Below are 15,655 nucleotides of genomic sequence, written 5' to 3' on the forward strand. Positions count from 1 at the left end.
TCTGAGGTCTGAGGCCTGAGATCTGAGGACCGACATCCGACATCCGACATCCGACATCTGAAATCTTCATATCTCAATTCTCATATCTCTTACTATCTTTGACCTTTATTTTTTTAGAACATGAAGATCTCTTATAAGTGGCTGCAGCAATTCATTCAAACAAGCAAAACCCCGGAAGAATTATCCCTTATTCTGACCAATATCGGGTTGGAGGTGGAGAGTCTTGAGAAGGTTCAGACTATTCCCGGCGGACTTGAAGGTTTGGTGATTGGTTATGTTAAGGAATGCACACAGCATCCGAATGCAGATCGTCTTAAAGTAACCAGGGTAGATGTTGGCCTGGGAGAGGATCTTCAGATCGTTTGCGGGGCAAATAATGTGGCTGCAGGACAAAAGGTGGTTGTGGCAACAGTAAATACAACCGTTCACCCGACAACAGGTGAGCCTTTTAAAATTAATAAATCAAAAATCCGGGGAGAGGTTTCAGAGGGTATGATCTGTGCTGAGGATGAGATTGGCTTAGGCCATGACCATGACGGAATTATGGAACTGAATGCCGATGCCATAATTGGGTCGGCAGCAAAAGATTACTTCAATCTTCAGGATGATTTTGTTTTCGAGATTGGATTAACTCCGAACAGGGCCGATGCGGCTTCCCATTTAGGCGTTGCACGTGATCTTGCAGCCTATCTTAAAATTCCGGTCATCATGCCTGATTTATCGCGACTTAAAGTGCAGAATCAGGATTTGAATATTCCGGTTATTGTTGAAGATACGGAAGCATGTCCGCGTTACTCATCATTAAGCATTAGTGGAATAAATATCAAAGAATCGCCCGAATGGCTGAAAGATAAGCTGAATGCCATTGGTGTTCGACCTATAAATAATGTGGTTGACGTGACTAATTTTGTACTTCATGAACTCGGACAGCCCCTGCATGCTTTTGATGCGGATTCAATTAGCGGCAATAAAGTTCTGGTCAAGAAATTAGCAGAGGGTACAGCATTCCGGACACTGGACGATGTTGATCGGAAATTATCTGCAGATGATCTGATGATCTGTAATGCTGATGGGCCAATGTGTATCGCGGGAGTGTTTGGTGGAATATCCTCAGGGGTAAAGCAATCCACAACAAAAATATTCCTGGAAAGCGCCTGGTTCAACCCGGTTTCGGTAAGAAAAACATCCAAACGACATGGATTAAAGACGGATGCTTCTTTCAGATTTGAGCGGGGTACGGATCCGGATATGACAGTCACAGCACTTAAACGTGCTGCTATTCTGATTCAGGAACTGGCCGGCGGACAAATATCTTCGGAGATTTCAGATATTTATGCATCTCCGGCAAAACCATTCTCTGTGGAGATATCTTTTAAGAATGTGAGCCGTTTGATAGGAAAGACAATACCAACCGATGAGATACGTGCTACTTTGTTGGGTTTAGGGATTAAAATCAGTTCAGAAGATTCTGAAGGAATGAAGCTGGAAGTTCCTGCTTATAAAGTTGACGTTACGCGAGAGGTTGACATCATCGAGGAGATTCTGAGGATACATGGATACAATAATGTGGAGATTCCATCCCAGATCCGCGCATCCCTGAACACGACAATAAAACCTGATAAGGAAGTTTTACAGAATCAGATTGCCGACCTTTTGTCTGCAAATGGATTTTTCGAGATACTCAGTAATTCCCTGACTAAATTGAGCTACTCTGCCGAGCCTGAAAGGGCAGTCAGAATTTTGAATCCCCTGAGCAGCGATCTGGATGTTATGCGTCAGAGCCTCCTGTTTTCAGGACTTGAAGCTATAGCCTATAACCAGAACCGAAGAAATTCTGATCTCAAATTTTATGAATTTGGAAAGGTATATAATCTTGATCGGGAAGGCTATAAAGAGAATCAACGGCTTTCTGTTTTTCTAAGCGGTTCAAAAAATGCTGAAAGCTGGAATTCAAAATCTCTTAATACAGGTTTTTATAATTTAAAGTCGGCTGTTGATCTGGTTATTAGCAGGTTAAATATAAAAGGATTAGCCAGCTCAGAAACCACAAATCCTGAACTTTCAACAGGAATCTCTTATCTTAAAGGTGAAAAGAGCCTTGTTGAATTTGGTGTAGTTTCAAAAAAATCATTGAAAAAGCTGGATATTAGTTCAGAGGTATTTTATGCCGATTTTGACTGGGATCTGATTGTTCGTTCAATCAGAAATAATAAAATAAACTATACTGAGGTTTCGAAATTTCCTTCAGTTAGAAGGGATCTTTCCATGTTGCTGAATAAGGATATAAGTTTCGATCAATTGAAACAGATTGCTCAAAAGACTGAAAAAGGCCTTTTGAAAGAAGTTAATGTGTTTGATGTGTACGTGGGGGATAAGCTTCCCGAAGGTAAAAAGTCGTATGCTCTTAGCTTCCTGCTCCAGGATGAAGAAAAAACCTTAACCGACAAGCAAATTGACGCGATCATGCAAAAATTAATTCTTAATTTCGAGAAGCAGGCGGGAGCGGAGATAAGAAAGTAAGTTGTAAGTTATAGGTTGTAAGTTATAGGTTATAAGTTATAGGTTATAAGTTGTAGGTTATGAGTGGAGACGTAATTAGGTTTGTTGATTATGAACATATTCTTTATTTTTTTCATTATTCAGTCTTGATGTGTAATTTTAAAGTTTTAGCAGTTTTTAAAACTTATAACCTAAAACTTACAACTTATAACTCAAATGACAGTTACAGATCAGCTAAATAGGGTAATTGATAAAACCAGCAGGTTAATTGACCTTTGTGCTGCTTTGCAGGAGGAGAATGATTTATTGAAACTTGAAAATGATTCTTTAAAACTGTCGGTCGAAAGCCGTGATATTAAAAAAACTGAACTGGAGGAAAAGCTTCGTGTAATGACCCTGGCACGTTCTTTAGAGGGTATTCAGCCAACTGAATTAGGCTTGAGTGAAAAAACTCTTGACATAAAGCAAAAAATTACCGAATTTGTACGCGAAATAGATAAGTGTATTGTATTGCTAAAAAAGTAATACTTAGTGAACTAAGCTCAAATGGGAGAAATCTCCATAAAAATAAATATTGCTGACAGAGTTTACCCCTTAAAGGTAAATATTGAAGAAGAGGAAATAATTAGAAGGGCAGCCAAAGTAATAAATGACCGCATAAAGGAATATCAGGACAATTATGCGGTTCGGGATAAACAGGATTTGTTATCAATGTGCGTATTGCATTACGCTACAACTACGCTAAAAGCGGAACGGAAAGTAATGCATGAAGATACGGATGTAACGGAAAAAGTTCATCAACTGGATCAGCTGCTAACAGATTTTTTTTCTAGGTAATATCGTTCTTTTTAACATAGAGTAATAAAGATTTAACCGCAGTTAAATTTTTGAGTTTCACTATTTTAAGCTTAACAATTCAGTATTAGAAGAGTTAAAAGGTAGATCATTTGCTTGCACCTGATCATGACCAATACTCTAAACCTAATGAATGAAGCTTATACAGTACATGAGGCTTAAGATTTAGTTGCGGTTTTTTTATTTAATCAGAAATTATGGACATAATACAAATAGTACTTTACGTTTTACTTGGTATCGGTGCGGGAATCGTGATCGGGCGCTTTCTTCTAAGGAAATTATTCAGGAACCAGGAAATGGGTGCCCAGAATAAGGCAAAAAAAATCCTGAAAGATGCGGAAACCAATGCTGAAATCCTGAAAAAGGATAAACTTTTGGAAGCGAGAGAGAAATTTCTTCAAATGAAGGCAGAGCATGAGCAGGAGATCAACAGCAAGAATAATGCAATCAATCAGCGTGAGAATTCAATCAAACAGAAGGAACAATCCATTACTCAAAAACTGGATAATCTGACTAAGAAAGAGGAGGAATTAGTTGCCGCTAAAGGGAACCTCGAAAAACAGACTGAAATCACTAAAAAGAAGCAGGAGGATGTTGATGCTTTGAAAAATCAACACATTCAGCAAATGGAAGCCATTGCAGGCTTATCTGCAGAAGATGCAAAGAACCAGCTGATTGATTCCCTTCGTGAAGAAGCCCGTACCCAGGCAATGATCCAGATCAAGGATATTGTGGATGAAGCTAAGCTTACTGCGAACAAAGAAGCAAAAAAGGTGGTTATTCAAACCATACAACGTACGGCCACAGAAAGTGCGATTGAGAACACGGTTTCAATCTTTAATATCGAGAATGATGAGATTAAAGGTCGGGTTATCGGACGTGAAGGCCGTAATATTCGTGCACTTGAAGCTGCTACAGGAATCGAGATTATTGTTGACGATACTCCAGAGGCAATTATCCTTTCCGGATTTGATCCGGTAAGACGTGAAATAGCCAGGCTTGCCCTGCATCGTCTGGTAACTGATGGTCGTATCCATCCGGCCCGTATTGAAGAGGTAGTTGCTAAAACGAAGAAACAGATCGAAGATGAGATCGTTGAAATAGGGGAGCGTACGGTAATTGATCTTGGGATACATGGTTTGCATCCTGAACTAATCAGAATGGTAGGCAGAATGCGCTATCGTTCATCCTACGGACAGAACCTTTTGCAGCACTCACGTGAGGTAGCTAATTTCTGTGCAACAATGGCAGCAGAACTTGGTCTGAATGTGAAAATGGCTAAGCGTGCCGGATTGCTGCATGATATAGGTAAGGTCCCTGATGATAATCCTGAATTGCCACACGCAATTTTAGGAATGCAGCTGGCCGAGAAATATAAAGAACATCCTGAAGTTTGTAATGCGATAGGTGCCCACCACGATGAAGTTGAAATGACCTCGATGATCTCACCGATTATTCAGGCTTGTGATGCGATTTCAGGGGCAAGGCCGGGAGCGAGAAGGGAAGTGGTAGAAAGTTATATCAGACGTCTGAAAGAACTTGAGTCGCTTGCATTATCTTATCCTGGTGTTGAAAAAACATTTGCAATCCAGGCGGGAAGGGAACTGCGTGTAGTAGTTGAAAGTGAACGAATCAGTGATGCGGCTGCAGAGATTTTAGCTGCTGATATTTCAAACCGAATTCAAACAGAAATGACTTATCCAGGACAGATCAAAGTGACTGTTATCCGTGAAACACGTTCTGTTGCTTATGCCAAGTAGTTGTAAGTTATAAGTAATAAGTTATAAGTAATATGTTGTAAGTAATAAGTTGTAAGTGGTAAGTAAAACTTATAACTTAATACCTACAACTTATAACTCCTTCATTTATGCAAAAGCAAACCCAAGTCCGTAAGGTGGATGTCTACTTTGATAAGTATTCGGAGAGTCATCAGAATCATACCAATGAAATTATTCACTGGATATGTGTGCCCCTGATTGTATTCAGCCTCTTTGGTTTAATATGGGCAATTCCATTTCCGCACCTTGAATTCCTGGGCAGATACAATGGCTATGTAAACTTTGCGTCTTTTTTAATTGCCTTTTCGATCTATTTTTATTACAAACTTTCTCCGGTACTATCTTATGCAATGCTGCTCATTATTATGATCTTTTCTGCCGGCATTGTGAGTCTCGAGAAGCTCCAAAAGAATTCGGGCTGGCCTGAAATGTGGCAGGTATGCCTTGCAATATTTGTGCTTGCCTGGATCGGACAATTCATCGGCCATAAGATTGAAGGCAAAAAACCCTCTTTTTTTGATGATGTGAAATTCCTGCTCATCGGACCAATATGGTTGCTTCACTTCATTTTTAAGAAGGCCGGCATACCCTATTGATCATCCTGGTGAAAACCAGGACCCCATTCCCAAAAATTAGCAGCATCCACCTCCTGGTGTGCAGCATGCTGTCTTTGTATTTTCTTTTAATTGTTCAGCCGGTATGCCGCATTTATCCTGGGCAAGACAATTGGTTTGCTTTGACAAAAGCACAAAATTGTCGTTCTTAAATCCAAGTTCATATTTTCCAATAGTCTCATTCTGATATTCAACCTCGATCTCCAGATCCTCCATTCCCAATACTTTTTTGGAAAGTGCAATGATATTCAATAATTTTTGCGGCTTTAACCGGTGGTCAAAATCATTGGCATCCCATAATTGAAAATTAGCCACTTTTTCATTCCTGACCGTACCTCCGCAGTCAATGAAATTTTTGCTTACAATTCCAACTTCTGTAACATGGAAGTGTTCTGGTACAAGGACCCCGTTTTCAAGTTCAAATGTTACTGTTTCAACTTTACTTAAATGTTCTTTAATTTCTGATAGTTTCATCGCTTTTGTGTTAAATGTTCAATAAAATATTATATCGCAATATTACGATTAATGGTTGACATTTTAAAGTTTATTCGAAAAAATTGACTTGATGAAGGGATTAGCAGGGTTTAGGCTTCGGGACTTAACATTCAATTAACATACTTAACACAAAGTTGATTTATTGGTTAATCAGGGTTAATATAAAAGCAATCATGAGTTAACACTGGGGTAATACTTTTGTAGAAATTAAAACGCAACAAAGTGAAACACAACGTTATTGTTAGAATCTTAAGCATCAGTCTACTATTAATTTTAGGTACGCTAACTACTTTTAGTCAGCAGACTGGAAAAATTTCAGGAAAAGTAACTGATTCAAAATCCGGTGAAACATTAATTGGTCTGACCGTTAAAATTACCGGTGCCACCTTAGGGGCATCTACAGATATTGAAGGCCGATATACTCTTGGAAATCTTAATCCGGGAAAATATAGTCTGAGCTTCTCCTATATAGGATATCAGGCAAAGAATATTACTGATATTGAAGTACTGGCGGGTAAAACCACGAATCTTGATGTGATTATGGAAGAGGCTAGTTCTCTTGCACTCGAAGAAGTGGTTATTACTGCAACAGTAAGGCAGGAAAGCATCAGTGCATTATATGCACAGCAAAAGAATAGCATTAGTATTTCGAGTGGTATTACCTCAGAACTGATCAAAAGAACACCTGACCGCAATACTTCAGAGGTATTGAAACGTGTGAGTGGAGCAAGTATTCAGGATAATAAATTTGTGATTATCAGAGGGCTTGCCGACAGGTATAATTCATCTATTTTAAATAATGCTGTATTACCTTCATCTGAGCCCGACAGAAAGGCTTTTTCATTTGATATCATTCCTGCCAATTTAATTGACAGGATTGTGGTTAATAAAACAGCATCTGCTGATCTTCCCGGAGATTTTGCAGGAGGAGTGATTCAGGTAATTACCCGTGATGTTCCTGAAGAGAACTTCCTGAATGCTTCGGTTAGTTTTGGATACAACAATCAGTCAACTTTTAAAGATTTTACTTCCAATGCCCGGAATAAATATGATTTTCTTGGTTTTGATGATGGCAGTCGTAAGCTTCCTGCTGGTTTCCCTGGTTCGTTCCAGGCTTATAACCCTTTGTCAAACGCAGAGAAGGCAAAATATTCAGTACAAGTAAAAAATTCTTATCCGGAGGTTAGTCAAATGGCTATCCCTACTCAGAACCATCAGTTAACCTGGGGCAAGAGGAAGGAACTAAAGAATGGTGCTTCTTTCGGGAATGTGGTTTCCCTGAGTTATCGGAATTCTCAAAACGTAGCTTTTGCAGAGAGAAAAGATTATGAATTCTCAGGAACTCCATTTTATGAGTATTCTGAAAATATTTCAAAATACAGTAATAACCTTGGTGCACTTGCCAATTTTGCATACATCAAAGGTGGAAATAAGATTGCCTTTAAGAATATGTATAATCGCTCTTTTGAAGATAATTATACTGCAAGAACCGGTTTTACAACTGATAATATTCAGGATGTACGTGTTAATAACTCAGATTTGACTACTAAAAGCCTTTTGAATTCCCAATTAGAAGGTGAGCATCAGTTAGGTAAGAAGCAGGTTAAGTTAACTTGGAATTTGAATTATGCGCGTGTAGAACGCGATCAGCCTGATCAGCGCTCTATGGATTATCGCCGTTCACTGGGAACACAGGAGCCATTCCGATTGATCGATAGAAATACCAGAAGGTTATTTTCCAATCTTGAAGAAGATACTTATGGTGCTCAGGCTGCTGTATCTATTCCGGTAAAGTTATTCGAACAACAATCGACCTTTAAAATTGGAGCCTTGAAACAATTCAAGCAGCGTGATTTCAATGCCCGTATCTTCAATTATCAATTCGTAGGACCTTCTGTTTTCGAAAAATCTTATACCAGCCTTCCAAAGGATGAGATCTTTGCACCTGCAAATATTAACGAGAACGGATTTATTTTAAGTGAATTCACCAATAATACCGATAGTTACGATGCAAATTCAGACCTGAATGCAGGATTTCTGATGATGGATAATAAGTTTGGAGAAAAATTCAGGATATCTTACGGTGCCCGTTTCGAGCAGTTTGCCCAAACTTTGAATGCCATCGATTTTTCGGGACAGGCAATTGCGGCAAAGCAGAATAACTTCGATGTACTCCCATCTGCAAATTTAACCTACAGTTTAAATGCAAAATCAAATATCCGCTTATCAGGATCTCAGACTGTTTCAAGGCCTGAATTCAGAGAGCTTGCATTATTCAACTATTACGACTTTATCAGTCAGACTTCAGTTACAGGAAATCCTAACCTGAAGCGTGCGAAGATCTTTAATGGTGACGTAAGGTATGAGTTATATCCATCTGCGGGTGAAACCTTTACTGTTTCGGCCTTCTATAAAAATTTCAATGATCCGATTGAGCAGCGTGTTAATTCAAATTCCACACCAGTAGTCAGAGGTATCAATTACCTGAATGCAGACCAGGCAACATCACTCGGACTTGAGCTTGATATTCGGAAGAAATTATCATTTCTGGGTGACAAGGTATGGTTAAATAATTTGACAGTGTTTGCAAATGCTTCTTATATCGACTCAAAAGTGAAGGGTGTAGGTATCGACCGTCCGCTGCAAGGGCAGTCACCTTACCTGGTCAATGCGGGCTTACAATACTTCTCACCTAAAACAGAACTAACTTTCACTTCAGTCTATAATCGTATTGGTCAAAGAATCTTCCTTGTAGGATATCAGGGCTATCCGGATATCTATGAAAATGCAAGGGATGTACTTGATTTCCAGGTTAGTAAAAGGGTTCTTAAATCTCAGGCAGAGATTAAACTTAACGTAGGGGATATCCTGAATCAAAGCACTGTGTTTTATCAAAATAATACCGGAGATGCTAGAAAGGCTTATGATGGAGCTGGAATAGATAGACTGATCAATTCATACAAGCTTGGATCAAATGTATCGCTGTCTTTTTCATACAACCTCGGACTTGGTAATAAGAAGAAGTAAATTTTGTAAGACAAATTAATATAGACTTAAAACTGAGCTAACATTCAGATCCTATTTTTGTAATAAATAAAAAGAAAATAATATGAAATCATTGAAATTTAACGCTTTAATTCTCGCAGTAGCTATTTTAGCTGCTTCATGTCAAAAGAATTCTGAACCGGATCCCATTAATCCTAATGCTAAACAAACGCTAACTCTCCAAAATGGAGCAGTAATAACTGGGGTATATAAGAATACAATTCTGAATATCCCTGAAGGTAATTTTACCCTGAAAGGATACGTTTATTTTGAAGATGGTAGTGAAATTAACATTGCTGCAGGTGCAACTATAAAAAGTGATGTTTCTGATAAAGGAGCCTTAATTATTGAAAGAGGTGCAAAGATTAATGCAATAGGTACTGCTGCAAAACCAATTGTTTTCACTTCAGGTAAAGCTGTTGGACAACGTAATCCAGGCGATTGGGGTGGTATTATTGTTTTAGGAAAAGCAAAAACTAATCGTTCTACTGAACCTACTATTGAAGGTGGTGTTGGTAAAAACTTTGGTGGTACTGTCGATAATGACAACTCAGGTACTATTAAATATGTACGTATTGAATTCGCAGGTATTGCTTCTCAGCCAAACTCTGAGATCAATGGTCTGACTTTGGGTGGTGTAGGTTCTGGTACTACTATCGAGTACGTTCAGGTTGCCTATGGTAATGATGATGCATTCGAAATCTTTGGTGGAACTGTAAATGCAAAATATTTAGTTGCATATGCTACTGCTGATGATGATTTTGACTTTGACTTTGGATACTCTGGAAGAATTCAATTTGGAGTTGCATTAAGAGACCCATCGGTAGTTGACCCTGGAGATGCAGGTAATGGTGTCGAATGTGATAACGACGGAACCGGGACCAATGCAACACCTGCAACCCGTCCGGTACTTTCAAACTTTACTTTTGTAGGTCCGAATGTTGATAATACAGCATCAAAGAACCATAATTATGCAAACCGTTTCAGAAGAGCTACGAATTTTGTGCTGAATAATTCAGTATTAATTGGCTGGATGAAAGGTGGTTTATCTTTGGAGTCTGATGCTACCTACAGTAGTTTTGTTGGTCCTACCATAACTTCAGAATTCAAAAACAATTTAATTCATGCAAATGCTTCAACTTATAGAATCGGATCAGTGGCGGTTGCTGGTGCAACGGATGTTGCTGTAAAAGCTAAAGCTGAAGGTAGCGCAACAATCACACTTGCAGCAGCCGCAGATGCTAAACTTACAGATCCTTTTAACTTATCCTCACCAAACATGCTTCCTGCTTCAGGTTCACCTGCATTAACAGGGGCTGCATTTGCCGGTGATCTTACAAATACATTCTTTACCAGTACTACATATCGTGGTGCATTTAGTACTACAAACTGGATGGCAGGATGGACAAGTTTTAACTTTACAAAAGGCGCGAGCGGATATTAATATTCCCTGGCCTGAAATAATAAAAAATACCTGCCTATGGCGGGTATTTTTTATTTAGAGAATTTCTGTTCGATTATTTACCTTCTGAAGGATTATACTGATAGACAACCTCGTAGTTCAGGCCTTCCAGATTTGCAGCAATTTGTCCTATCCTTAAATCCCTGTTCTGTGGAGTAGGCTCGCAAACCGAATATTTTTGGCCTTTATAGATAATTGATTTCCCCTGGGCTTTGTCGAACTGTACCGCCATACTGATATGTGTGGGATACAGTAATGCAATCATGGGGAGATTATATATTTCCTTAACCAGGTAGAAGAATAGGGCGGCACGATCATCACAATCACTATACTTTGAGAACAAGGTTTGTTCAGGTGAAAGACGTTTCTCTTTTCCAAAATTGTTCTCATCCGTCTGATATAGAAAGGCATACCTCGTAAAACGCATCAGATAATCAACCCCTTTTTTCTGACTCATTCCTTCAATATTTTTTCTCAATATCGGGATCAGGGAGTGGTAGGTTTCACGGCTTAATGGGATATTGAAATAAGACTCAAAATCAACTCCAGGGTAATTTTTAAAAATGTTTTCAACTTCAGGGTTTAATTTAACCTGGAAGTGATAGGGTCTGGACCGGTAGCTGAATTGAATTTCTTTTTCATTATAGGATTCCGGCTTGAAGTCGGGCATTCGGGTTACTTTATAGGAAAATGAGTTCCTGGCCTCCGGAATATCCACATTGACAGGGTAGACCTTGTCTTTCTCGAAATCTATTTTGCCATAATCATGGTAATTGAGGCACATATATTTATAACCATCCAGGCTGAAAAAGGGTATATCATTGATGTTTTCGTCGTTTCTGACATAGAATATGATACGGTTATTTCCGATGGAAAGCCTGGCATCATAACCCGACTTGCTCAGTAAAAACCATTTATACAGGGTATACCGGTGATAATTTTCAGCCTTTGGACTTATCTGCTGAGCAGTTTTACGAATGAGCTGATAATAGATCCAGTCATTTAACTGATGCTTTTCCTTATAAGCAAGCAATGAATTCAATATAGATTGATATTTGCTTTGGTTTAACTTATGGTAAAAAATCTGAACTGAAGTTGCAGAAAGAGGGTCTGAAAAATCAATTTCTGATCCGGGATCTAATTCGAAATTGAAGGTTCCACTGTAGAATTCAAAGCTGAAATTATTGGCCATAACCCTGCCTGAAGATACACTCAGGAAGAGTATCAGGAGCAGTTTAAAGCTTAATTTAGCAGCAGAGGAATTCATTTATTAATTACTTAACATTAAATTTACATAGAAATAATGTTAAATTAATATACTTATCCTTCTTTATCGAAATTTTTACTCAGTTTTTCCAGCATTTCTTCCGGAATCTTCCTAAGATCTACTACTAAAAAACCATCCAGGCAGTCAGAAAATTTAGGGTCAATATTGAAACTAATTAGCTTTGCATTTAAGGCCAGATACTGTCTTAGTAATACAGGAACCTTCATATGAGAGCTTTCAATCTCTGAGATCAGGCTGTCCAGGTTTTTAAGTGATTCATGTGATTCCAGCAGTAGATCTTTATCAATTTTTGAAAAATCAAGTTTGAACTTTTTGCGGGGTCTGATATATTCTGCCAGTTCATGGTCAAAGTGATTTTTATTGATAAAATCAACAATAAGCGATTTGGATAGTCTGGAAAAGTTATTACTTATACTTACTGGACCTATAAGGTATCGATATTGTGGGTTTTCAATCAGATACTTCAAAATTCCCTTCCAGAGGAGGAATAAGGGCAGTGGTTTTTGCTGGTATTCTTTACGTATCCAGGATCTGCCTAACTCCAGACTTTGTTGTAATACTGGGTAAAATTCATCCCTGATTTTAAAAAGTTCATTGAGATAAAAGCCTCTTTTTCCGAAACTGTAGAAGATTTCATCACCTTTTCCAATTCGGTAGGCACCGACAATCATTTTACTTTCTTTATCCCAGATAAATAAATGATTGTAATAAATATCGTATTCATCTAAATCTGTGGGCTTATTGGTGCCCTCTCCAACTTCCCTGAAAGTAATTTCCCGGAGTCTGCCAATTTCCTGAATGATATTAGGTAGAGCTGAACAAGGGGAAATATAAATCTCATAATTCTTTTCTGTCCAGATCTTGTATTCAACGAGGGTTTCTACTTCTTTTTCAAGTTTCTGATTATCAATTGCTTGGATAATCGCTTGCGGTATTTTTTTTACCTTGAAAATATTGCGGGGGTTAAATATATTTCGTTGATTTTCAAGTCCCGCACCCAAAGCATAAGTTTTAGCCCTTAGGAAATCGAGTAATTTTGCGGGGTTTTGCTGATAATTCAGATCGGAAGGTAGGATTGCTTTCCCAATTCTAAGCCTGATGCTGTGTCCGCGCTTATTAAAAAGCTCTGAGGGTAATTTTGCAGTTCTTAAAGTGGGATGGATATAGCTAAGCAGATTGAAGAGAAGTCCGTTATTGCCATGAAAATAAATTGGTACAACCGGCACATTCGCTTTGGCGATCAGTTTTCCAACCACAGGATGCCATAACTTGTCTGTGACCTGCTGGGTATCAGCCTTGAATGTTGAAACCTCACCCGCCGGAAATATCCCGATAGGGGTACCTGATCGAAGCAATTCCAGGCTTTGTTTGATACCACTGATGCTGGATGAATGTTCAATTGTTTCGAAAGGATTTACAGCGATGAAGTGCTCACTTAGATTTGGAATTTTTTTCAACAAAAAATTAGCCATTAGTTTGGAATCCGGCCTCATCATGAACATGATTTTCAATAAAATAAGTCCTTCAATTCCTCCATATGGGTGATTAGCAATAGCAATAAAAGCGCCATTTTTGGGTATGTTTTTAAGTTCTTTTTCATCAAACTCAACCTTTATCCCAATAACCTGCAGTATTTTATCTATGAAGCTTATTCCGGTAAGATGCTCGGCTTTTTGAAAGACTTTATTAACCTCATTAATTTTCATCACTTCCATTAAAATGGAAGCCAATCCCGGCATGTATATTTTGTTGAGTTTGGCCGCCCTGGAAAATTCTTCTTTTGTAATAATTTTCATTTGAAAACCGATGGGATTGTTCAGATTTGAATTTCAATTCAACCTCAATGTACTGATTTATTAATAGATTTTTTTGCAAATATCTGGAATCCGGACTTAGTAAATTAAAATATTTGAATTACTTTTATGTTAAATCTGTGCCTTATATGATCCCCCAATACCGTTAAATATCATCACGGTAATCTAAAGCAATGCAGATCTATAATTGCTTTTGTCGATTTATATCAGGCCATGTATCGTTTCAAAAATCTGCTCAGATCATACTTTAGTTTTTCTAAAAAGGAATTGAACGGAATTTTTGTGCTCTTTATTCTGATGGGGCTTGTTTTAATAATTCCTTATCTATATCCTTTGTTTGTTAAAGATGAGAAATATGATCTTGAGAGCTTTAGGATTGAGGCAGAGCGGTTCAGAGCATCAGCTGCAAAAAGGGAAATGGAACAAAAGAAGGGCAGGAGTGATCCGGAGCTGAGCTTGGTCAAGCCAGTGTATTTTGAGTTCGATCCCAACGGACTCAGTAATCAGCATTGGTTACAGCTTGGATTGTCAGTTAAGCAGATCAGGGTAATTCGAAACTTTGAGTTGAAAGGTGGCAGGTTTTTCAAAAAGGAGGATTTAAAACGAATTTATTCAATCTCTGAAAAACAGTATAAAATACTCGAACCTTTTGTGCTGATTAATAATAACAATTCTCAGAAAGATTCAAAGAGTTTCACGACAAATTATAAGCCGGCAGGCATTCCGTTCCGCACCAGTACATCCATTATTGAATTGAACTCTGCAGATTCTCTGGAACTTGAAAGTGTTCGTGGGATAGGTCCGGCATTTGCCTCAAGAATAATCCGTTTCCGGAAGCGTTTGGGGGGCTTTTACCGCAAAGAACAATTGCTGGAAGTATATGGAATGGATTCTGTGAAATATAATCAGTTAAAAGATTTGATTCAGGTAAATGGCGAATTAATCATCAAGATTAATCTGAATACATTTACTTTTGAAGAAATCAAAAGGCATCCTTATTTGACTTATAAACAGATGAATGCTATCATTCAGTATCGTTCACAACATGGATCATTTAGATCTATTGATGATTTAATGAAAATTGCCATCTTGAATGAGGAAATTATACGTAAAATTGAGCCATACATTGTTTTAAGTCCATGATTAGTACTAAACTCGAAAATGCCATAAGAGATATTGCCGATTTTCCGAAGCCCGGTATTGTTTTTAAAGACATAACACCGATATTGAAGGATGCCTGTCTTTGCGGGGAAGTAATTGATGAATTTGTGAACCGGCTGGATGGTATTCAGATCGATGTAATTGCCGGTATCGAAAGCAGGGGCTTTTTATTCGGGCTGATGCTTGCCAACAGGTTGGGCATTCCCTTCGTGCCAATCAGAAAGAAAGGTAAACTGCCTTTCAAGACTGTAGAGGAGCCCTGTGAGCTTGAGTATGGATCAGCAATTCTGGAATTACATACGGATGCAATTTATCCCGGGCAAAGAGTGCTGATACATGATGATCTGCTTGCAACAGGCGGAACTGTGAGTGCTGCGACACGTCTGGTTCAAAAATTAAAAGGGGAGGTTGCCGGCTATGCTTTTGTGATCAGCCTTGATTTTCTTAATGCCAGGGAAAAGCTGGAAGTAGTTTCCGAAAATATTATCACATTGGTTTCCTGTAAATAATTTCTGACGAAGTACTATTATAGCTGTATCCCCTAAATATTTGAACCGGGAACCGCTTTGTTCTGTTCTCAATTCAATTTTTTCAGACTGAAAAGGGTACTATAATTGCTATACTTGTAAACTAACCAAATTATT

At 38.3% G+C, this 15,655-nt stretch carries 12 protein-coding genes; 9 read left to right on the plus strand and 3 right to left on the minus strand.

Annotation, left to right across the window (positions count from 1 at the left end; all coding sequences use genetic code 11):
* Positions 1 to 120: 120 nt before the first annotated feature.
* The 5 genes from pheT (at position 121) to Q8M41_RS13050 (ending at position 5,728) form a co-directional block, all read left to right on the plus strand.
* Positions 121 to 2,520 (plus strand): phenylalanine--tRNA ligase subunit beta, encoded by a 2,400-nt coding sequence (pheT, locus tag Q8M41_RS13030; protein WP_305365720.1) that lies wholly within the window; start codon positions 121 to 123, stop codon positions 2,518 to 2,520.
* Positions 2,521 to 2,715: 195 nt separating this feature from the next.
* A complete protein-coding gene (locus tag Q8M41_RS13035) occupies positions 2,716 to 3,024 on the plus strand; it encodes a hypothetical protein (RefSeq protein WP_305365721.1) in 309 nt (102 codons plus the stop codon).
* A gap of 21 nt (positions 3,025 to 3,045) precedes the next feature.
* Positions 3,046 to 3,336, plus strand: a complete 291-nt coding sequence (locus Q8M41_RS13040; RefSeq protein ID WP_305365722.1) for a cell division protein ZapA — start codon at positions 3,046 to 3,048, stop codon at positions 3,334 to 3,336.
* Between the two features lie 215 nt (positions 3,337 to 3,551).
* Positions 3,552 to 5,114, plus strand: coding sequence for a ribonuclease Y (gene rny, locus Q8M41_RS13045; RefSeq protein WP_305365723.1), 1,563 nt, complete (start codon positions 3,552 to 3,554; stop codon positions 5,112 to 5,114).
* Between the two features lie 107 nt (positions 5,115 to 5,221).
* A complete protein-coding gene (locus tag Q8M41_RS13050) occupies positions 5,222 to 5,728 on the plus strand; it encodes a DUF962 domain-containing protein (protein ID WP_305365724.1) in 507 nt (168 codons plus the stop codon).
* 36 nt (positions 5,729 to 5,764) lie between these two features.
* Here Q8M41_RS13050 and Q8M41_RS13055 read toward each other — a convergent pair whose 3' ends face one another.
* Positions 5,765 to 6,220, minus strand: coding sequence for a DUF6428 family protein (locus Q8M41_RS13055; protein WP_305365725.1), 456 nt, complete (start codon positions 6,218 to 6,220; stop codon positions 5,765 to 5,767).
* Between the two features lie 243 nt (positions 6,221 to 6,463).
* Here Q8M41_RS13055 and Q8M41_RS13060 point away from each other — a divergent pair, with 243 nt between their 5' ends.
* Together Q8M41_RS13060 and Q8M41_RS13065 are read left to right on the plus strand one after the other, a co-directional pair.
* Positions 6,464 to 9,268: a TonB-dependent receptor gene (locus Q8M41_RS13060; protein WP_305365726.1), complete on the plus strand. Its 2,805-nt coding sequence runs from the start codon at positions 6,464 to 6,466 to the stop codon at positions 9,266 to 9,268.
* A gap of 82 nt (positions 9,269 to 9,350) precedes the next feature.
* Complete coding sequence (locus Q8M41_RS13065) at positions 9,351 to 10,730, plus strand: hypothetical protein (protein WP_305365727.1); 1,380 nt, start codon at positions 9,351 to 9,353, stop codon at positions 10,728 to 10,730.
* A gap of 73 nt (positions 10,731 to 10,803) precedes the next feature.
* Here Q8M41_RS13065 and Q8M41_RS13070 read toward each other — a convergent pair whose 3' ends face one another.
* Positions 10,804 to 12,015: a hypothetical protein gene (locus Q8M41_RS13070; protein WP_305365728.1), complete on the minus strand. Its 1,212-nt coding sequence runs from the start codon at positions 12,013 to 12,015 to the stop codon at positions 10,804 to 10,806.
* 53 nt (positions 12,016 to 12,068) lie between these two features.
* Complete coding sequence (locus Q8M41_RS13075; protein ID WP_305365729.1) at positions 12,069 to 13,832, minus strand: lysophospholipid acyltransferase family protein; 1,764 nt, start codon at positions 13,830 to 13,832, stop codon at positions 12,069 to 12,071.
* A 231-nt stretch (positions 13,833 to 14,063) separates the two neighbouring features.
* On the opposite strand from Q8M41_RS13075, the gene Q8M41_RS13080 reads away from it, so the two are divergent.
* Both Q8M41_RS13080 and Q8M41_RS13085 read left to right on the plus strand, forming a co-directional pair.
* The gene (locus tag Q8M41_RS13080) at positions 14,064 to 14,993 is read left to right on the plus strand and encodes a helix-hairpin-helix domain-containing protein (protein WP_305365730.1); all 930 of its coding nucleotides are present in this window, start codon (positions 14,064 to 14,066) and stop codon (positions 14,991 to 14,993) included.
* Positions 14,990 to 15,520 (plus strand): adenine phosphoribosyltransferase, encoded by a 531-nt coding sequence (locus Q8M41_RS13085; RefSeq protein ID WP_305365731.1) that lies wholly within the window; start codon positions 14,990 to 14,992, stop codon positions 15,518 to 15,520. Before Q8M41_RS13080 ends, Q8M41_RS13085 begins: the two co-directional genes overlap by 4 nt.
* Positions 15,521 to 15,655: the final 135 nt, after the last annotated feature.

Origin of the sequence: Daejeonella sp. (assembly GCF_030684675.1) — a bacterium.
Classification (GTDB): Bacteria; Bacteroidota; Bacteroidia; order Sphingobacteriales; family Sphingobacteriaceae; genus Daejeonella.